Annotated in this window: 12 protein-coding genes; 9 read left to right on the top strand and 3 right to left on the bottom strand. The window is 65.6% G+C overall.

Features of this window, described 5'->3' with window-relative positions; translation table 11 throughout:
- From GXY15_09830 to GXY15_09820, 3 genes are all read left to right on the top strand, one after another.
- On the top strand, nucleotides 1–2,417 hold a 2,417-nt coding region (locus tag GXY15_09830), incomplete at its 5' end, for a hypothetical protein (GenBank protein NLV41508.1).
- 3 nt (nucleotides 2,418–2,420) lie between these two features.
- Entirely contained in the window at nucleotides 2,421–3,404 is a 984-nt protein-coding gene (locus GXY15_09825) for a hypothetical protein (GenBank protein ID NLV41507.1), read from the top strand.
- 158 nt (nucleotides 3,405–3,562) lie between these two features.
- Nucleotides 3,563–3,850 (top strand): hypothetical protein, encoded by a 288-nt coding sequence (locus tag GXY15_09820; protein NLV41506.1) that lies wholly within the window; start codon nucleotides 3,563–3,565, stop codon nucleotides 3,848–3,850.
- A gap of 846 nt (nucleotides 3,851–4,696) precedes the next feature.
- Here the strand turns inward: GXY15_09820 and GXY15_09815 are convergent.
- Nucleotides 4,697–6,139 carry a right-handed parallel beta-helix repeat-containing protein gene (locus GXY15_09815; GenBank protein ID NLV41505.1) on the bottom strand — a complete coding sequence of 481 codons (1,443 nt, stop codon included), beginning with the start codon at nucleotides 6,137–6,139 and terminating at the stop codon, nucleotides 4,697–4,699.
- A gap of 110 nt (nucleotides 6,140–6,249) precedes the next feature.
- Complete coding sequence (locus tag GXY15_09810) at nucleotides 6,250–7,683, bottom strand: hypothetical protein (protein ID NLV41504.1); 1,434 nt, start codon at nucleotides 7,681–7,683, stop codon at nucleotides 6,250–6,252.
- 261 nt (nucleotides 7,684–7,944) lie between these two features.
- Between GXY15_09810 and GXY15_09805 the strand changes: the two genes are divergently transcribed.
- The 4 genes from GXY15_09805 (at nucleotide 7,945) to GXY15_09790 (ending at nucleotide 12,073) form a co-directional block, all read left to right on the top strand.
- Nucleotides 7,945–9,033, top strand: coding sequence for a hypothetical protein (locus tag GXY15_09805; protein ID NLV41503.1), 1,089 nt, complete (start codon nucleotides 7,945–7,947; stop codon nucleotides 9,031–9,033).
- Nucleotides 9,034–9,152: 119 nt separating this feature from the next.
- Nucleotides 9,153–9,935: a zinc ribbon domain-containing protein gene (locus GXY15_09800; GenBank protein NLV41502.1), complete on the top strand. Its 783-nt coding sequence runs from the start codon at nucleotides 9,153–9,155 to the stop codon at nucleotides 9,933–9,935.
- A gap of 96 nt (nucleotides 9,936–10,031) precedes the next feature.
- Complete coding sequence (ftsY, locus tag GXY15_09795; protein NLV41501.1) at nucleotides 10,032–10,973, top strand: signal recognition particle-docking protein FtsY; 942 nt, start codon at nucleotides 10,032–10,034, stop codon at nucleotides 10,971–10,973.
- Nucleotides 10,974–11,011: 38 nt separating this feature from the next.
- Nucleotides 11,012–12,073, top strand: a complete 1,062-nt coding sequence (locus GXY15_09790; protein NLV41500.1) for a hypothetical protein — start codon at nucleotides 11,012–11,014, stop codon at nucleotides 12,071–12,073.
- A 13-nt stretch (nucleotides 12,074–12,086) separates the two neighbouring features.
- Here GXY15_09790 and GXY15_09785 read toward each other — a convergent pair whose 3' ends face one another.
- On the bottom strand, nucleotides 12,087–13,469 hold the full coding sequence (locus GXY15_09785) for a Gfo/Idh/MocA family oxidoreductase (protein NLV41499.1): 1,383 nt from the start codon (nucleotides 13,467–13,469) through the stop codon (nucleotides 12,087–12,089).
- 578 nt (nucleotides 13,470–14,047) lie between these two features.
- Between GXY15_09785 and GXY15_09780 the strand changes: the two genes are divergently transcribed.
- Nucleotides 14,048–15,160: a PASTA domain-containing protein gene (locus GXY15_09780; protein NLV41498.1), complete on the top strand. Its 1,113-nt coding sequence runs from the start codon at nucleotides 14,048–14,050 to the stop codon at nucleotides 15,158–15,160.
- A gap of 111 nt (nucleotides 15,161–15,271) precedes the next feature.
- Nucleotides 15,272–20,246: PASTA domain-containing protein (locus GXY15_09775; GenBank protein NLV41497.1), on the top strand; the 4,975-nt coding region annotated here is incomplete at its 3' end.

Raw genomic sequence — 20,246 nt, 5'->3', positions numbered from 1 at the left:
TGCTGGTGCTGGAGGATCCCGGCATTACGGCGGATCCGGTACCCTATTACACGGGCCGGTATCTGGACGGCGTGGTGGAGTTTGCGTTTCTTGACGCGGTGATGCATGATCCCCGGGTGGACCTGGGCCTCGTCGGCGGGATCGTTCAGGCCACGGCGCATGCGGCCTACTGGGCGAACCATGCCCGGGCTGCGGAGGAACTGGGCGCGGAGGCCGCGGGGCAGTACCCGTGGCTGGTGGAGACCATGGCGGCGTATATGACCATAGGCGGATGGGACGTTCCGGACTTCGTGCGGTCCGTGGTCCTGGAGAGCACGGGGCTGGAGATCGAGGCCACGGGGTATGACTCCTCCCAGCACCGCCATCTGGACCCCCAGGCGGACGCGGACAACGACGCCGTCACCAACCTGGAAGAGTGGGAGATGGGCGGGTCGCTCACGGAACCCCTGGCGGACCTGCTGGACCGGATGCTCGACCCGGAGCTGGACGACATGCCGGAGCCGGAGCCGCTGGACTCCCTGCACTGCTGGAACGACGACCTGAGCGCGCCGGGGCCGGGCTCCGGGTACCTCCGGATGGACCAGGGCGGCATGGCGTTCCGGGCCTGGGTGAAGCTGGAGCCGGGCGGCAAGGGCATAGAGCTTACGCATGGCCAACTGACCGGCGGAGAGCAGGACATCATCCGCGCGGGCCGCATCATCGAGCTGCGGGTCAAGCCCGACCAGGACGAGGCGTTCCACCAATGGTACATCCCCGGCACCCTGGCGGATGGAAGCTCGAAGAAGCGCGTGGAGTTCACCTTCAACGCCGACACGGGGGAAAAGTCCGCCGGCGGCACGAATTTCTTCGCCCTTGCCATGCCCAGGGCGCGCACGACCCTGCTGGTGCCGCCGGAAAACGAGGATTTCGCGTACACGGCGGAGCCGTCAGGCCCCTTCGCGGACCAGGTGAACGTGTCCACGGACGCCCTGGGACGGACCGTGTACGACGCGCCCTTCGGGACGCGCTTCCGCGTGGCGGTGAGCCGCAAGACGCCCCCCGTCTTCCCGGCTACCCGCTACAACGTCCTGATACACGGCGTCAACAACGACGCGGTCACCGAAAGTTCCTCGGCCACCGTCACACTGCCAAGGCCCATAACGAACGGCGAGTTCACGCTGGGCAATTGTCCGTCCTTTGACCTGCCCGGTCTCGACTATGTCAGCCTGTGCCCCCCCAATGTGCCGCACGCGGTGTCCTCCATCGGCTTCAGCAACAGACCGGCGATCTTCGGCGGCTCCTTTCGCTCGGTGCCCCCCATTGCCGCGTCCTCGGTCGCGCTCTACTGTGATCCCGAGCCCGGGTACTATATTGACGGGTGGGTCGGCGCCTCCGGCACCCCCACCTGTTCCAGCCCCTGGCAGGGCCTGACAGTGACCGAAAGCGCCACCGTGCCCGGAAAGGCCGTCAAGCCCTGCACCACCCTCAATGTCCGCGTGGAGATCGAGGACGCGCACCCGGGATTGGAAAACGCCGACAAGGCCGCGGCAGGCGGCTTGGTGGTGGCTAATGACGCCCAAACGTTTTATGTGGGGGAGAGACTATGTCTGGCACCGCAGGAGGGCGAAGTCGTTCAATTAACCGCACAAACGCGTTGCGGGTATATTTTTACCGGATGGACCGGTAACGCGGAAGTTTACACCAATGCGTTGGCAAGCGGCGATCCCGTAACATTGAACTCCGATACTCCCTTAAAGCAAGCGACAATATACATAATCATGAAGGAATCAGTGAAAATCAACGCGATGTTGGCATACCCATACGTTATAATGGGTAGCGGCGTCGAAATTGGAGAACAAGTGGAGCAGTGCGAGGATATTGGATATGAAGGACGGCAGGAGTTTGTTTATCGGTGGGACTCCAGTACCGGGATCCTTGGGGACCTGACAGGTAAATTTAAAGAGATTCTCGCGTTTAACTATGAGCCTTCTATAGAAGACGTAATGCAAAAGGTTCGCGCCAAATCTTACGCAGCATTCTTGCTAAATAAGTGGCTAGTTCTTGATGGATGGCCCGCTGGTACAACGGCAAGAGACTATATCCCAGATAGCTTTGGCCTCCAAAATCTCGACGCACGATTGTATGCGTTTGGAGGGGCGACAGGGGCCTTAGGAGTATTCCCTGATAGCAACAACTGGAGCGCGAAATGTGATAGCACATGCACAGATGCCTCCTGCTATATATCGCAGTACTTTGTTTACGTCGATTCATGCGGCTTCTACCAATTCCTTGGGGGGCCCCATCGTATCACCCGTTCATTTATCGGAGCTTCTCGAACGGCAGAGCTAGCAAAGCATGGGCAAGCAATGCGTTCGCAGTGTGCCGATCTCTGGTCTTCAACATGTCCCTGTGCTCCAACACCACTGCCGGAGGAATAGAGAATGAACCTGTTAGCTATGCTATTGGGGCCGATTTGTCTCACAACTGTCAGCGCGGGCTCTTTGACTGCGGCAATATCAGTTGATTGCCGACTTGACCATACAACAATAGTAGCAGGCGAGCCAGTATCGCTTGTCATAACAATGCGTAACAATACGGAAGACAAGAGTATTAGTATATGGGTTGAAGGCAATAGCGTGTTTGATAATAATGCATTTACGATAATGCTAAAGAGCGCTACGGACGGGGCTGTCATGACGCCTCATAAACGACAGCTTCTTACATATCCGCTCAGTCAAAGTATGCTTTCCCATTGTCGCTTGCATCCAAAGGAAGAGTCAGTTATTTGCTATCCTCTTCACCTTCAGTATGACACACTATTGCCTGTTGGAAAATACGTTGTGCAAATCTTCAATATGCGGATTCACTTTAAATGCGCTAACGATTCGCATGAAGAGACGCACGATTTTCCTCAGACAGGCAAACAGATTCTCGAGGTTATTGCCGATTCTGCCGATTCACTTAATGACAGATACGAGAAGCTGTATAGAAAATGTGTTGCTTATGAGTCTCAGCACTTTCCTCTCTATTTGTTCGATGATTTCTTTTCTATACCGTGCGAAGTGCGTCAGTTGCTATGGGCTGTCGGCCCTTCTGCCGTCAGCTATCAGATAGACTACCTATTCGATGAATCTAAGGGATTTCAAATATGGAATGGGGCGTCTATTCATTCTTGGAGCAACATTGCGCAGTATTCAAATGCGGAAAACGTTGCTCGCCTTTTGCGTATATTTGATTCAAAGCAGTTTGCTTATGATACGCTTCCTTCCGATAAATATGACCCGGGATTAGTATGGTGTATCCATCATATACGCGACAGAAGGCCTGAAATGTTTAACGCAGAATTGGCTGACAAGGCAACGCGGTATCCGCTGAATATTCTATTCGATGCTATCGAGTATGGAGGGTTTCCCTACGGGAAGTAGCTCCATGTCAATAGGTAGGCCGACGCGGATCGGCCGATAGCTGGGATTTAAGGAGATGTGTTGCGTAAAGTGGCAGACATCAATATGGGCATTCTATCTATTCAATCGTAGCGCAGGAGTAAAGGTAACGTGTTTATAGAAGGATGTATGAGTGTGTCGTGGACTATGGCACGGAGCTGACGCTCTATCCCTCTCCCGTGGAGGAGGACGCCCCGTGGCGCTTCACGGGGTGGCTGGGCGATGACGCCGCCCTTGTGGGAAGCGGGGGCGTGGTGGAGATGACGGATGACATCGCCCTGGTGGCCGGGTTCACGCCGGAGTGGGCGCTGGTGCTGGAGGATCCGGGCATCACGGCGGATCCGGAACCGTATTACACGGGCCGGTATCTGGACGGGGGGAAGGTGACGCTCACGGCAACGCCGCCGGAGGGAGGCTACAGGCTCTAGGCTTCAGGCTTCAGACCTCAGGCTTCAGGAAGAGGGAGTCAGACTTCAGGCCTCAGGCTTCAGGAAGCAGGTTCCCGCAGTTCTCCGCGCCCCTGTGACTCCGTGTGAGGCCCGTCTTTTTCTCTTCCTCCAGACTCCCGACTATAGACTCCCGACTAACCCCGCCGTCCGCCTGCGCACCGCGTCTCCGGGTCGCCTCCGGGTCTCCTCCGGGACGTGCCCCGTCTCCACGGGACCGAGATTGCTTCGCTTTGCTGCTAATGAAGTAAGTTGGCGATAACGCCCGCAATGTAGCCGCGCCATCTTGGCGCGTTCTTTGGGCCAACGAAAAGCCCAAGAACGCGGCAGGATGCCGCGTCTACGTATCCGGCGCTCCCGCAGCCCTCCGTTCATTGACGGAATTCCCGCCTACGGCGGTCTGGGGCTCGCAGGCGGGAATGTCGTTGAAGAAAGGGCTTCCCTGGGAACGCCAATTCTCCCGATTGGCCTCTTAGGGCGCGTGCCAATCAGGAGATTGGCGTTCCCAGGGGAGGGCGGCTACCCCGGCAAATCCAGTACTTTCTTAGCAGCGACGCGAAGCAATCTCTTGCTCGTCAACGCCCCGGAATCCGGAACATCCCCCGGTTCGCTCCCGCGAACCGCCCCCCTCAAGGGGGGACCCGGACCGCGCGCGCCCGCAGGGTCTTTTCCTGTCCTTCCCCGCTCAACTCTCCGCGCCTCCGTGCCTCCGTGTGAAAACCCTCTTCCAGGCTTCAGGCTTCAGGAAGAGGGCAGTCGGGCGTTCCGCCGCGTTCCCTCTTCCTCCAGACTCCAGACTCCCGACTCCAGACTCCGGACTCCAGACTCTCACGGGGCGGGGAGGAGGGTGTTGTCTTTGACCGTTCCTTGGGCGGGGTCGGCGGGGAGAGCAGGGTCGGGGCCGCCGCTGATCATGTTGTTTTGGACAAGGTGGTTCCTGCCGTCGCCGGAGAGTTCGACGGCGGCGAGGAAATCGCCTCCCTCGTCGGGGGCGGTGATGGTGTTGTCGGAGACGACGCATCCGGCGCCGCCGAGAATGTGGACGCCGCGGACGCGGGGGTGGAGGATCTGGCATCCGGTGACGCGGCAGTTTCGGGCGTTCACGAGGGTGACGGCGCCGCCGCGTTCGGGGGCGCCGAACCGGTGGCCGCTGAGGATGTTGCCGGAGAGGAGCACGCTGTCGCACTCCTCGACGAGGACGCCGTCCACATGGGGGTCGGCGGCGTTGTGGGAGAAGGGGCGGCTGCCGATGTTGTTCCCGCTGAGGACGATGTTGGCGCACCGGTCGAGGTGGACGTTGAGGGCGGCGCCGCCGTAGACGGTGTTTGCGGCGACGGTGACGCGGCAGGCGCGGGAGAGGACGATGTTCTTGTCGCGGTCGCCGATGACGTTGCCCGAGACGGCCATGGTGCGGGCGCCGTGGGGGGCGTCGTTCTCCGCACCGAGGACGAGCAGGTTGGCGCCGGGGTTCTGCGGGCGGGCCTGGAGGGTGTTCCCGGTGATGCTGTACTCGCTGATGATGCCGTCGGGGGCCTCGAGGACGATCTCGCCGGCGGGGAGCCCGCCGTCGGCCCCGGCGTTGTACTCGATGTCGTTCCCGCTGATCTGCACGTTGTGGACGTCGCCGTTGTACTGGCGGACGCCCGCGCGGCCGTTGTAGCTGATGTGGCTGCCCGTGATGTTGACCTGGTGGAGGTCGCAGGCGTCGAGGAGGACCCCCGTGTCGAGGCAGTCGTAGACGTGGGAATCCGCGATGAGGGTGTTGCGGTTGCGCTCGACGAGGCGTATGCCGTGGCGGCATTTGCGGACGAGCACGTTGCGCACGACGCATTTCATGGTGCGCGACAGCACAATGCCGTCGGCCTCGGGGTGCGCGCCGAGGATCTCCACGCCGCTGACCGAGGGGAAGCGCTCGCGGTCCCAGGTGTGGTCCTGGACGGTGGCGGGGTTCGCCGTGCCCTGATGGTCGCCCTGGACGAGGATGCCGGGCCCGGCATGGGCCACCACGAGGCGCGTCGCGCCGTCGGCGCCGCGCAGGGACCGCCACCCGAGCCGGGGCAGGTCGAGCACCAGCGGCCCGTCGAGGAGGAAGGTGCCCGCGGGCAGTTCCACGAGGCCCGCGCTCTCCTCGATCATCCGCTGGAGCGCGGCGGTGGCGGGGCGGGTTCCGTCCGCCAGTTCCGCGAGGGACGGCGCGGCGTCCTGCGCGGCCCCGGCGAGCGCCGCGAGCAGGCAGGCAGCCGCCGGAAAGAGAAAGGGTCGAAAAGACATCAGGGCATCCTCCTGTTCACGCAAACACAGCCGCAGAGAAGACCGCGGGGGCGGACACGCTTCCGCCCCCGCGCTTCGTTTCATTCACGCCGAATCCTTCCGGCCCTCCCTCAGCCCTCCTCGATGATCGTAAGGTCCATGAGGTCGGCCAGGTGGCGCATGTCCGCCAGGTGGTCGCCGTAGAAGACCACGCGGTGGAGGAGGGTCATGGCGTCCTCGGTTTCGAGGGCGCTGCTCCAGTTGACGGCCATCTTCTCGGCGTCGCGGACCTCGGTGACGATCTGGGTGCGGCATCCGTGGACGGAGACCTTGGGCACCTCGATGATCTTGCCGGTGGAGATGAGCAGGGTGTCGAGGTTGACCAGTTTCGTGCGCGTGACGGTCTCGCCGACGCGGTACTGCACCTCGGGGACGCAGCCGCTGCCGCCGACCTCGGAGTGGCCGCGCAGGAGGTAGGGGGCGTCCTTGCCGCCGGGGCCTTCCATGCGGAGGGGGGCGGTGCAGTGGGCGGTCCACAGGGCGTTGCGCGACGTGTCGAAGGTGGCGTTGCCCTGGAAACCCGGGCGGTCAATGGCGTACTGGAACAGGAGCATGGTCAGCAGGGAGTCCATGTCGCCCTCGCAGGCGGCGGGGACGCCGCGGTCACGCAGGCGCGTGAAGCCGAGGCAGGGGAAGCCGCGGGGGAGCCAGCCCATGCAGGTGCCGATGGCCAGGGCGTCGGCGTGCTCCTGGGCGATGAGATTGTCGAGGGCGACGCTGACGCGGGCGGCCTTCTCGATGTCCTCGGCCGTGGGCTCCATAATCTTTTTCGCGCCCCTGGTCCACGCCTCGACCTCCGCGCGTACCGCCTCGGGGTCCGCCGCCGTGATGAGGTCGTCAAAGTCCTTCTCCGCCACGGAGACGACGTCCACGCCGAGGAACTTCTTCACCTCCTCGGCGCTGCGGGCGCGCTCGGTGCCCTGGGCGGGGGGCAGCAGCAGCACGCGGCTGCGCCGCGCCATGGGCACCACGCGCAGCAGGCGCAGGGCGCGCTCCAGCTCGTCCAGGTCGCTGCTGGCGAAGAGGGAGACCCGGCGCCCGGCGCGCCGCCACCGCGGCACGTACATCCAGTCGTGCCCGCTCGCGGGGAGGGCGAAAACGGCCATCGCGCGGCCCTCGTCGAACACCGGCTGCACCGCGCTGTGCATGGCGAAGTTCTGCACGTTCATGGCGAGCACCGGCACGTCCGGCCCCGCCTCGGCCAGCACCGCCCGGGTCTCGTCCGGGTTGTGCGACACGCCGTGGAACAGCTCCACGTCGCCGAGCCGCTTTTCCGCCTCCGCCAGCCGGGCCTTCACGGCGGCGATCTGGCCGTCGTCGGCGCCCCAGTTGCGGTCCCCCGGCTGCGGGTCGCCGGTGATGAGAACGCAGATGCGGGATTTCCCCCGGGGCGCGGCCGGCCGCGTGTCGGCGGCCCGGGCATACGCCGCGGCGGCGCCCGCCAGCACCATCCCGCCCAGCGCGTTCCGCTCGAAGAACTGTCTCCGCGTGCACTGCTCACACATGACCCGACCCTCCTTTGCCCCTGTGGGCGTGGCTTGCGCCCGCGCGCGCCGGAGATGCGCCGTGCCCCTCCGGGCCGCCGGGTGACCGATGCCCCCAGTATAGCAGGCTCCCCGTCCAAGGGAAACCGCCCCGGAAGGCGATTTTTGGCCCCCGTTCGGAGATTCCGGCGCCGGGGGGGGGCTGGAACTTTTTCCCCGTTTGCCCTATAGTGTTGGTAACGGCCCTTTTGCCCTCATTTTCTTACTGCGGAGCGTCCCGCCATGACATGGTCCACCCGCCTTCTCCTGAGCGCTGCAATGAGCATGCTGTCCCTGGTGTCCATCTGGACCACCTACGCCAGCCTGAACGACTCCATCCTGCCGGAGCCGAAGATCGCCATTCCCCTGGCCCAGGGGACGGTGTGGCAGTGCTCCATCGTGGCGCTGGGGCTTTCCGTCTCCATCGGCCTGATGCTGCTTGCGCTGAAGATCGCCATCATCGGCGGGCACAAGCGGCTGAACATCGCCGGGCTGCTCGGCCTTACCGTGGTGGCTTTCATCTCCATCACCTTCAACATGGACGTGCTCTACCGGACGGCGGACAAGGAATTCTACCTGCGCTACTCCAACGACCGGATGCGCGCCCCCTACGAGGAGTACCTGGCGAAGACGCAGGGGGTCCTGCTGGAGAAGAAGAGCGAGCTCCTCAAGGGGGTCGCGAAGCAGGAGGGGGAGCTGGAAGCCGAAAAGCGGGGGCTGCGCAAGGCGCCCGCCGGGTACGGCCAGTATGCGCGGCAGGAGGAATACAACCTGACCATCCTCTCCAGGGAGACGGAGGTGGAGATGCAGGCGGTGGAGGCGGGGCTGCTCACCAAGGACAAGGCGGATGAGCTGCTGCGCGCGGCCCGCCCGACCTCGCTGGAGGAGATTGACAAGAACCAGGCCGAGCTGCGGGTGATCATCAAGGACCTCGCCGCCGTCACCGGTGTTCCCCTGCCTGAACTTGTCAAGACCGAAAGCCCCCTGTTCGCCGTGTTCGCCAAGTTGATGGATGTGAAGACGGTCGGTTTCAAGGAGATTTTCTTCCTCATTCTGGCGCTCCTGCTGGATCTGGGCGACATCATCGGGTATTCGCTGGTGCCCAACGCACGCCGGGACAAGCGCCGCGACAGCCTCGACGATGACGGGCCGGAGAACCGGATCACCGTGCTGCCCCGGGCCAACGATGCGCTGTTCGCGTCTCTTCCCGTGGCGGTTCCCGCGCCGTCACAGCCGGGGGAGGCCCCCCTTCAGGGGGCCGATTCCGACGCGCCGCCGCCGCAGGTTCACCGCCGCCGTGCGGGCCGGGTGCGGCTCCTGCGCCGCGGATAGTTGACATTTTTGTTTGAAAAGCGCAGAATACGCATGTATTTTTCAGGAAACCCTGAAAAATATCTGGACAATTGGAAGGCAATATGCGAAAATACGCGTAAGATGCGGGATGCAGAGACATGGCCCAGGACCCATTCGCACAAGAGTATAAAGAGACCATAGACGCTGACGCGGTGTGCAGTCAGTGCGGCAAGGAGAACCCCGAGGGGACGCTCCTGTGCCGTTACTGCGGCAACAACCTGCGCGACCAGCGCCTGATGCGTCTTGCCGCCGACACGATGATGGCGGGGGAGGGGAAGTCGAAGGAGCGGCGCACCTTCCTCGTGGGCGCCGTCACCGTGCTGGGGCTGCTGTTTGTACTGTGGCTGGGCATCAACATTTCCGGCTTCTCCGCGCGGCTCACCTCGGTGCCCGAAAACGGGGGCGCGCCGACGGTCACGCTGCGGCCCTTTGTCTTCTGGGACGGCGCCGATGCCGCGGTGTACGCGGCGCTGGAACGCAGCCTGAACGACAGTTTTCCCACGGCCAGCCAGGCGGAGACAGTGCGCCTCAATCCGGCGGCCAACCCGGCGCCGGAGGGGACCTTTGCGCTGTACGAGCGCCTGGGCACCAGCATGACTTTCATCGGCGGCGCCGTGGTGAAGATGGAGGGGGACAAATACTTCTTCGCGGCGCGTCTTCTGGACGGGTCCGAGGTCCGCGGCATGGGCCGGAAGGATGCCCAAGCGGGTCATTTCCGCGCCGAATGGACCGATGTGGGCATCCGCCGCAACGACAGCTACTACGCGGGATTCGGGGCGCTCGCGGCGAACCCCGACGGCGGCTTCGCCATCATGGCCGGTGTTGATTTCAACGAGCGCACCTATCAGGCGGTGGCCTATTCCCTCCGGGCCGCCTACTGACCCGGACCCTTCCGCGTGTGCTACACTCGCCCCCTGCATGCGGGCGGCCCGTGTCCGGCGCGCCCCTTTGAGCAACCCATTCCGGAGACGAGATTCATGGCTTCTGGCGGCTTTTTTGCGAGACTGCGCGAACGGCTCGGCAAGACCAGGAACTCCCTGGTCGGCGGCGTGCGGCGCGTCTTCGCCGGGCGCGACCGCCTGGACGAGGGGGTCTACCAGGAACTGGAGGAGACGCTGATCGAGGCGGACTTCGGCGTGGAGACCACGCTCCAGATCGTGGCCGACATGCGGCGCCTGGTCCGCGAGCGCGGCCTGGCCACGCCGGACGAGCTGTACGGCCTGCTCAAGGCGGAGATGGTCAGCCTGATGGAGGGCGACGGGCGCGCGGTCACCTGGGCGGCGGCCGGGGAGCCGCATGTGACCCTCATCGCCGGGGTGAACGGCTCGGGCAAGACGACCACGGCGGGCAAGCTGGCCCAGAAACTGCGCGGGCAGGGGCGCAGCGTCCTGCTGGGCGCGGCGGACACCTTTCGTGCGGCGGCCTGCGCCCAGCTGGCCATCTGGGCCGAGCGCACGGGCGCCGAGATTGTCCGGGAGAAGGAGGGCGCGGACCCGGCGGCGGTCGCCTATGCGGCCGTGGACGCCGCGGTGGCGCGCGGGGTGGACAACGTGCTGATTGACACGGCGGGACGGCTCCACACCAAGGTGAACCTGATGGAGGAGCTGAAGAAAATCCAGCGCGTGGTGCGCAAGCGCCTGCCCGGCGCGCCCCACGAGGTGCTGCTGGTCCTCGACGCGACCACGGGGCAGAACGGCCTCCAGCAGGCGAAGATTTTCACCGAGGCCCTCGACGTGACCGGCGTGATCCTCACCAAGCTCGACGGCACCGCCCGCGGCGGCATGGCCGTGGCGATCCAGAAGCAGCTCGGCATCCCCATCGTGATGATCGGCGTCGGCGAGTCCGCCGAGGACCTTCAGCCCTTCGACGCGCGCCAGTTTGTGGACGCCCTCCTCGGCGAGGGCAAGGACGAGGTCTGACCGCCGGACGGCAAGTGTCCGACTGGAGGATGTGCATCATGAGCGGCATGGCCTGGCAGATGACGGGTTCCCTGGTGGCCCTGGGAATGTGCGCCGGGGCGGTCTGCGCGCCGCCCGACGGGGAGCGGCCCAACTGGTGGGGGGACATCCCCGGGTTTCTCGACCGCCAGCGGCATCTGGCCCTGGAGTCCGTCGGGGAAACGCTAAGCAGGGTTCCCCCCGCCCCCGGCGGGGTTCCCGAGCGGCGCACGGCGCTGCTCCTGCTGGACACCCTCCTGCATGAGCCCGACGCGCCGGAGCAGCCCGCCGTGCAGGCCTTTTTCAGGGACCGCACCCGGGGCGTCGCCGACGCCCTCAAAAGCGGGCCGGTGACGGAGGGCGCGCGGATCTGGCGGCTCTACAACCACGGGTTCATCGTGCGGACCGTCGGGGCAACCCTCGCGTTTGACGTCGTCACGGGCGCGCATCTGGAAAAGGAGGGATTCCGCCTGCCCGAAGACGTTGTCGCGGACTTCGCCCGGGAGTGCGACGTCCTCTTCATCAGCCACCTGCACGACGACCACGCCGACCCCGCCGTGGCGGAGGCCTTCGTCCGCGCGGGGAAGCCCGTCGTGGTGCCGGGAGACCTGTGGGACGACGCGCCCTTCGCCGCCGGACTGACGCGCCCCTCGCGGGACGCCGGGGCCGCCATGCCCCTGCCGGTGCGGGGCGGCACCGTGCGCCTGGAGGTGGTCACCTTTCCCGGGCACCAGGGCAAGGCGCTGGAGAACAACGTGGTGCTGGTCACCACGCCCGGCGGCCTGGCCTTCGCCCACACGGGCGACCAGTCCAACGACGCCGACTTCGCGTGGATAGACAAGGCGGGGGAATCGCGGCGCGTGGATGTGCTCCTGCCCAACTGCTGGTCGCCGGACCTTCCCCGGGTCGTCGCGGGATTCCGCCCCGCCGTCGTCATTCCGGGGCACGAGAACGAGCTTGGCCACACCCTCGACCACCGCGAGCCCTACTGGCTGACCTACCCGCGCCTCGGCGACGCGCTGCCCCGCGCCGTCCTCATGGCCTGGGGCGAGTGCTTTTCCTACCTGCCCAAGGACAAGTAACGGGCGGCATCGCCTATCCGTTCAGCTTCCAGCCCTTGCGGTATTCACGGGCGAGGAGGGCCTGCGCCTCGGGGGAGTTGGTGACGGTGCCGCTGGCGCCGTCGTAGTCAATCTTCTTCCCCGCGCGGTAGGCGACAAGACCGAGCATCATCATCTCGATCATCTTGCCCGCGTAGTCGAAGTCGCAGGAGGTCTTGAGGTTCCCCTTGCAGGCGTTGAACCACTCGTACTGGAAGTTTCCGACGGGCGGCAGGAGCGCATCTTTTGCGCGCGGGGTGTAGTAGGTGAGGTCGCCGTCCTCGTCGTTGGGGATGAGGAAGCGCCGCTCAAAATGGGAGACAAGGGTGCCCTTGGTGCCCTTGAACATGGCCCCGTGGTTGATCTTGGCGAGGTTCACATAGTCCGCGGGCGCATTGGGCATCGCGCCGCCCTGGTACCAGGAGACGGGGATCGCGGGGCGCCAGTCGTTGGCCGGAATGTCCCAGGTCATGGTGAGGGCGACGGGGGTCACCTCGGGGTTGAAGGGGTCGCCCGTGCCCTCGGCGGTGACCGGCAGGCCCGCCTCAATGGCGTTCCAGACAATGTCCATGGTGTGGCTGCCCATGTCTCCGACCTGTCCCGAGCCGAAGTCCCAGTACATGTTCCACTGGAGGCAGTTGGCGCCGGGCTCGCCGGAGAAGTATTCGGGGCTGTAGGGGTGGAAGGGCGCTGGCCCGATCCACAGGTCATAGTGGAGGTTCTTCGGCGGCTTGCCCTGGCCCGCGGGGTAGCCGGGGCGGCGGATCTGGCGGTCGCCCCAGGCGCAGACGGACTTCAGCTCGCCCACCGCGCCGTCGCGGATGAGTTCCTGAACGCGGTTGTAGTTCTCGTGGGAGTGGCGCTGCGTGCCGACCTGGGTCGCCAGCTTCCCCTTGTTCTTGAGGTAAGTGGCGCGGACCATGCGGGCCTCCTCCACGGAGTTGGCCAGGGGCTTCTCGCAGTAGACGTGCAGCCCGCGGTTCATGGCCCAGGTCGCGACGAAGGCGTGGGTGTGGTCGGCGGTGCAGCAGACCACGGCGTCGAGGTTCTTCTGGTCGAGGCACTTGCGCCAGTCCACATACCGCTTCGCCTTGGGGAACTTCTCGGCGGCGAAGTCGAGGTGCTCCTCGTTCACGTCGCAGATGGCGACGACGTTCTCCTTCGCGAGGCCGTCATAGTGCGCGATGGCCCGGCCGTACGCGCCGACGAGGGCGATGTTCAGTTTGCTGTTCGGCGTCTCCGCGCCGAAGAGGGCGCCGCTGGGGAGCACCATCAGTCCCGCGCCCACCGCCGCTGTCTGGAGAAACGCCCGCCGCCGCATCGTGCTGTCCATGGAGAATATCCCTTTCCTTGCCGTTGTCAAAACCCGTGTCATCATATCCGGGACGCCGCCGCGTGTCAATGTCCGCGTGTCTCCCTGACCGCCGGACAAGACCTCTTGAGAACCGAAGCTGCGGCGGGCACGAGATCGCCGCAGTCGCTGCGCTTCTTCGCGATGACGTGCGTTCTTACGGTCGTTGCGAGGCGACCGCCCCGGGCCGCCGCGGCAATCTCTTGCCGGAAGGCCCCGGGTTCTCCACATCCCATGGGTGAACGGACCCCTTTCACCCCGCCGCCGTTTTGAGCGCCCCCCCCCGCGCCTGCATCATTGGACGCACCTATTCGAAGGGTCGCGCCTCTCTTGTATGCAACATTTTTCCATTGGGCGACATCTGGGCAGCGCGCACACTATTAGGAAAAAAATTTATTAGTGGCAAAAAGCCCTTGCGCATGCGGGGGGGATGGTGGTACAGTTAGGGGCAAGGTTTGGGCGGTGAGGTGGCGGGGCGTGTAGCGTTGACGTCAGGACGACGGAGTCTCAGAGCATCCAGAGGGTGGTTGCGTTTGCGGGGGACCGCGGGCAGACGCCGCCACGGCAGGTGTTGTTGACTTCGACAACCATGGGGCGAACGTACAGTGAACGGAAAGAGCGTTGCGTTTTTTGCGGGGGTGTTTTTTGTTCTGTTTCTGGCGGGCGGCGCGGAGGCGCTGCTTTACGACCAGGACGTGACCTTCGGGGACATCAGCACCGGCCCGTCCGACCCGCAGCGCATGCTTTACGGGAGCGGGACCAACGGGGGGTTCACGGTGGACCGCCGGAACGGGGTGGAGCTGGGGCTGCGCGGCCAGATTCGTTTCGGGGTGAACAACCAGCCCCAGAACATCTACAACAGCAACGGTGACGGCACCTACAGTTTCCCCACGGGCACGCCGAACCTTGCCCTGCCGCATCCCGAGTGGGCGAGCGAGACCACGCCCGTGTGGTCGGTGGTCTTCGCCATCAACAGCGACCACGAGGACCGGGACGACACGCCGTCCGCCGTGCTGTCCGACTTCACCTACGAGATGGCGGTGGATTTTGACCCGTCCGCGGGCACGGACAACTGGCTGAAGTTTGACCTGATCAACGGCAACGGCCTGTTCTTCCAGCTTGCGGTGCCCGACCACGCCTTAGGCTTTTACTCCCAGCAGAGTCCGGGCATCGTGACCACCACCCTGCCGGACTACATGAACGCGATCGGCACGATGAACATCGCGCACAACACGTCCAACGTGGAGTTCATCAACCTGGACCTGCGCGCCTTCGGCTTTGGCGACTATTCCGGCTTCGACCCCAATGAGCCCGGCGTGTACGACGTGTACATCGCCGCGTTTTCCGGCGGCGTCGAGGTGGCCCGCTCGGAAATCACCATTCTGGTGGGCGCCTCCACCGTGCAGACGCCGGAGGTGATCGGCATGACCCTTGCCGAGGCCCAAACCGCCCTGGAGGCCGCCGGGCTGTTGCTCGGCACGGTGACGGAGGAGTTCAGCACGTTCCCCGCGGGCACGGTGCTCTCCCAGGTTTCCGCAGCCGGCACGGAGGTGCCCGTCGGCGTGGCGGTGAACCTGGTGGTGTCCAAGGGCGAGGCGCCCAGGCTGCCCGCGGCGGGAGGGGCCGGTCTCGGCCTTCTGTGCGCGCTGCTGGGCGGCGCAGGAGGGCTCGCCGCCCGCAGGTGCCGGAGGGACGCGGCGCGGATGGCGCGACAGTGAAAAGGAAAGCCCCGGCCGCCACAGGGCGGCCGGTTCGTTTCTGGATTCCGCCGGAGGTTCCCGGCGGATGGCGTGGACGCGACGGACACAGAGAATACGGAGGATGACGAGATGCGGAAGAGTTCCCTGCTGCTGACCGGATTGGTGTTTTTGGGAATGCTGGGCGGGGGCGGCGCTGCCGCCGCGCTGTCGTTTGACGACAACGCCACGTTCGGCGACACCCGGATGCTTTACGGCTCCGGGGAGAACGGCGGGTTCACGGTGGACCGCCGCAACGGGGTGGAGGTGGCCCTGCGGGCGCAGCTCCGCTTTGGGGCGAACAACCAGCCCCAGAACATCTACAACAGCAACGGGGACGGCACCTACACGTTCCCCACGGGAACGCCGGACCTCGACCTGCCGCATCCGGACTGGGCCACCATCACGACGCCGGTCTGGAACGTCACCTTCTCGGTCAACCTGGACCACGAGGACCGGGACGGCACGCCGGGGTCGGTCTTTACGGACTACACCTACGAGGTCGGGATGGACTTCGACCCCGACGGCACGGACAACTGGCTGCGGTTTGACCCGATCCGTGAGAACGGCCTGCTGGGCGTCATGGGGGTTCCGGACCACGCGTTTGGCCTGTACACCCAGGCCAGCCCGGGCGTCATCGCCACGACCTCCCAGGGCTATCTGGACGCCCTGAACGCCTTCAACATCACGCAGAACACCACGAACCCCGAGTTCATCAACATGGACCTCACGTCCTACGGGATGGGGGACTATTCCGGTTTTGACCCGAATGTGGACGGCGTGTACGACATTTACCTCGCCGTGTTCTCCGGCGCGACCGAGATCGCCCGCTCCTCCATCAAGGTCATCGTGGGGAATCCCCCGATCGCGCCCAACGTCATCAACGACACGCGGGAGGAGGCCGAGCAGGCCATTCTGGACGCGGGGCTGACGGTTGGCCCGCCCGCCTACCAATACGACGCCTCGGTTCCCGCAGGCACGGTGATCGGGCAGATTCCCCCGTCGGGCACCGAGCTGGAGCCGGGCCAGGAGGTCATCCTGATCCTCTCCTCCGGCCCCGAGCCCGTCTACATCCCCGAGCCGGTCACCTTCGGCGACATCAGCACCGGGCCGTCCGACCCGCAGACCATGCTCTACGGCAGCAACATCAACGGCGCCTTCACCGTGGGCCGCGGGAACGGCGTGGAGCTCGGCCTGCGCGCCCAGCTCCGCTTCGACGAGAACAACAACAGCCGGAACATTTTCAACAGCAACAACGACGGCACCTACCGGTTTCCGGCGGGCACGCCGAACCTGGCCCTGCCGCACCCCGACTGGGCCACGACGACCACGCCGGTGTGGAACGTGACCTACGCCATCAACACGGACTTTGAGGACCGTGACGGCACGCCGTCCGCCGTGCTCGGCGACTACACCTACGAGGTCGGCATTGACTTCGACCCCGAGGGCACGGACAACTGGCTCCGCTTTGACCCGGTCAGCCCCAGCGGCCTCTTCGCCGTGCTGGGCGTGCCGGACCACTCCTTCGGCCTGTACACGCAGCAGAGCCCGGGCCTGACCGCGGCGACCGGGCCGGACTACGCGGCCCTGCTGTCCTCCACGAACATCCTGCACAACACGTCGAACCCCGAGTTCGTCAACATGGACCTCACCGAATACGGGATGGGCGACTTTTCCACTTTCGACCCGAACCAGGAGGGTGTCTACACTGTCTACCTCGCCGCCTTTGACGGGGGCGTGGAGATCGCCCGCACGGAAATCCGCGTCATCATCGAGAATCCGCTGGTCGCCCCGAACGTGACCGGCATGGCGCGCGCCGAGGCCGAGACCGCCCTCGCGGCGCTCGGGCTGACGCTGGGTACGGTCAACTACGCCCACAGCGACACGGTGCCCGTCGGCGCTGTGATCAGCCAGACCCCGCTCCCCGGCACCGAGATGGTGCCCGGCGGCGCGGTCTCCGTGGTGCTCTCCTCGGGCCCCGAGCCCTATGTGATCCCCGAGCCGGTCACCTTCGGCGACATCAGCACGGGCCCCTCCGACCCGCAGCAGCTTCTGCCGGGCAGCGGCATGATCAACGGCGCCTTCACGGTGGACCGGAACGCCGGGGTGGAGCTCGGCCTGCGCGCCCAGCTTCGCTTCGACGCGAACAACAACCCGGCGAACATCTTCAACTACGACGGGGCGGGGGTCTACACCTTCGCCCCCGGCACGCCGAACCTGGCCCTGCCGCATCCCGACTGGGCCGCCGCCACCACGCCGGTGTGGAACGTGGTTTTCTCCGTGAACACGGACTTCGACGACCGCGACGGCACCCCCGCCGCCACGCTGGCCGACTACACCTACGAGGTCGGCATAGACTTCGACCCGTCTCCGGGCACCGGCAACTGGCTGGCCTTCGACCCGATCAGCTCCAGCGGCATGTTTAACGTTCTCGGGGTGCCGGACCACGCCTTCGGCCTCTACACCCAGCAGAGCCCCGGGCTCACCGCGGCGACTGTTCCGGACTATGAGGCTTTGCTGACCTCCACCAACATCGTGCAGAACGCCGCGAACGCCGAGTTCTTCAACTCGGACTTCACCGAGTACGGCTACGGCGACTATTCCGGGTTTGACCCGAACCAGGAGGGTGTCTACACCATCTACCTGGCGGCTTTCGATGACGGCGCCGAAGTCGCCCGCACGGAAATCCAGGTGGTTGTGGGCACCGCCGCGGCGACCGCGCCCGACGTGGTCGGTCTCCCGCAGGCCGATGCGGCGGCGGCCATCACCGCCGCCGGGTTCGCCGTGGGCACCGTCGCGAACCACTGGAACGACACGGTTCCGGTGGGCGCGGTGGTCAGCCAGGACCCCGCCGCCGGCACGGTCATGGCGGCCGGCCAGGCGGTGAGCCTGGTGGTCTCCGCCGGGCCGCAGCCGCCTTTTGAGCCCGAGCCGGTCACCTTCGGCGACATCAGCGAGGGTCCGTCCGACCCGATGCGCATGCTCTACGGCGCGGGGACCAACGGTTCCTTCACCGTCGGCCGGGGCGGCGGCGTCGAGGTCGGCCTGCGCGGCCAGCTGCGTTTTGACGCGAACAACCAGCCCCGCGACATCTACAACAACAATTTCGACGGCACCTACAGCTTCCCCACGGGCACGCCGAACCTGTCGCTGCCGCGTCCGCCCTGGGCGACCACGACCACCCCGGTGTGGAACGTCGTGCTGGCCGTGAACACAGATTACGAGGACCGCGACGGCACGCCGGCCGCCACTCTCGCCGACTACACCTACGAGCTGGGGGTGGATTTCGACCCCAGCGCGGGCACGGATAACTGGCTGGTCTTCGACCCGATCAGCTCCAACGGGCTGTTCAACACCCTCGGGGTGCCCGACCATGCCCTCGGCCTGTACACCCAGCAGAGCCCGGGCATCATCGCCACAACCCCGTCGAACTACGCGGCGGCGATTGCGACGTGCAACATTGCCCAGAACACGGGCAACGTCGAGTTCATGAACCTGGACCTGTCCGAGTACGGCTACGGAGACTTCTCCGGGTTTGACCCGAACGAGCCGGGTGTCTACAACGTCTACCTGGCCGCCTTCGATGGCGGGGTGGAGATCGCCCGCACGGAGATCCAGATTCTGGTCGGCGACCCGATTCTCGCCCCCGACGTGGTCGGCCTGGCGGAGGCGGACGCCGCCGCCGCCATCACCGGCGCGGGCCTGGTCGTCGGCACGACCGACCTGCACTGGAGCGACACGGTGCCCGCCGGCGACGTGGTCAGCCAGGATCCGGCGCCCGACACGGTGATGACCGCCGGCCAGGCCGTCAACCTCGTCGTTTCCGCGGGGCCGCAGCCGCCCTTCGAGCCGGAGCCCGTCACCTTCGGCGACATCAGCGTCGGCCCGAACGACCCGATGCAGATGCTCTTCGGGTCGGGCAACGCCAACGGCGCGTTCACGGTCGGCCGGGGCGACGGCGTGGAGCTGGGCCTGCGCGCCCAGCTGCGCTTCGACGCGAACAACCAGCCGCAGAACATCTTCAACAGCAACGGCGACGGCACGTACAGCTTCCCGACCGGGACGCCGAACCTCGCGCTGCCGCACCCCTCCTGGGCGTCCGAGACCACCCCGGTCTGGAGCGTCGCCTTCGCGGTGAACACGGACGACACGGACCGCGACGGCACCCCGTCCTCCGTCCTCGCCGACTACACCTTCGAGGCGGGCATTGACTTCGACCCCGCAGGCACGGGCAACTGGCTGGTGTTTGACCCCATCAGCGACAACGGGCTCTTCAACACCCTGGGCGTGCCCGACCACGCCTTCGGCGTCTACACGCAGCAGCATCCCGGCCTCACCGCCGCGACGCCCGCGGACTACACCACGCTGCTGGCCTCGGCCAACATCGTGCAGAACGCCGCCAACTACGAGTTCCTGAACATGGACCTCACCGAGTACGGCTATGGCAACTACACGGGCTTCGACCCGAACGTGCCGGGCGTGTACACGGTCTATCTCGCCGCCCTCTCCGGGGGTGTGGAAGTCGCCCGCACGGAGATTCAGGTGGTGGTCGGCGACGTGATCAGCGTGCCCAATCTCGCCGGGATGACGCTTGAGCAGGCGGAAACCGAACTCACGGGCGCGGGCCTCATCCTGGGAACCGTCACTTCGGTTTACAGCGACGCGGTTCCCGCCGGAGAGATCATCAGCCAGGATCCCGCGGCGGGCGCCGCAGCGGGCGCCGGCGATGCGGTCAACGTGGTGATATCCCTGGGGCCTGAGCCGGTGGCGGTTCCGAACGTGGTCGGCCTGACGCAGGCCGCCGCGGAGGCCGCCCTCACGGGCGCGGGCCTGACGCTTGGCGCGGTGACGGAGTCGTACAGCGACACCGTCCCGGCGGGCCAGGTGATGAGCCAGACGCCTGCGGCGGGCACGGAAGTGCTTCCGAACACGGCGGTGGACATTGAAGTCTCTCTGGGACCCGAGCCGGTGGCCGTGCCCGACGTGGTCGGCCTGACGCAGGCCGCCGCCGAGGCGGCGCTCACGGGCGCGGGCCTGACGCTTGGCGCGGTGACGGAGTCGTACAGCG

It is taken from the genome of Candidatus Hydrogenedentota bacterium (assembly GCA_012730045.1).
Classification (GTDB): domain Bacteria; phylum Hydrogenedentota; class Hydrogenedentia; order Hydrogenedentales; family CAITNO01; genus JAAYBR01.
The sequence above is the reverse complement of the archived record's forward strand: the minus strand, read 5'-3'. Positions and strand labels throughout refer to the sequence as shown.

What these genes read in the sequence shown, in the direction of transcription:
- GXY15_09825 (NLV41507.1), top strand. Translation starts at nt 2,421, where the DNA reads ATGAACCTGTTAGCTATGCTATTGGGGCCGATTTGTCTCACAACTGTC.
- GXY15_09815 (NLV41505.1), bottom strand. Translation starts at nt 6,139, where the DNA reads ATGTCTTTTCGACCCTTTCTCTTTCCGGCGGCTGCCTGCCTGCTCGCG.
- GXY15_09810 (NLV41504.1), bottom strand. Translation starts at nt 7,683, where the DNA reads ATGTGTGAGCAGTGCACGCGGAGACAGTTCTTCGAGCGGAACGCGCTG.
- GXY15_09805 (NLV41503.1), top strand. Translation starts at nt 7,945, where the DNA reads ATGACATGGTCCACCCGCCTTCTCCTGAGCGCTGCAATGAGCATGCTG.
- GXY15_09800 (NLV41502.1), top strand. Translation starts at nt 9,153, where the DNA reads ATGGCCCAGGACCCATTCGCACAAGAGTATAAAGAGACCATAGACGCT.
- ftsY (NLV41501.1), top strand. Translation starts at nt 10,032, where the DNA reads ATGGCTTCTGGCGGCTTTTTTGCGAGACTGCGCGAACGGCTCGGCAAG.
- GXY15_09790 (NLV41500.1), top strand. Translation starts at nt 11,012, where the DNA reads ATGAGCGGCATGGCCTGGCAGATGACGGGTTCCCTGGTGGCCCTGGGA.
- GXY15_09785 (NLV41499.1), bottom strand. Translation starts at nt 13,469, where the DNA reads ATGATGACACGGGTTTTGACAACGGCAAGGAAAGGGATATTCTCCATG.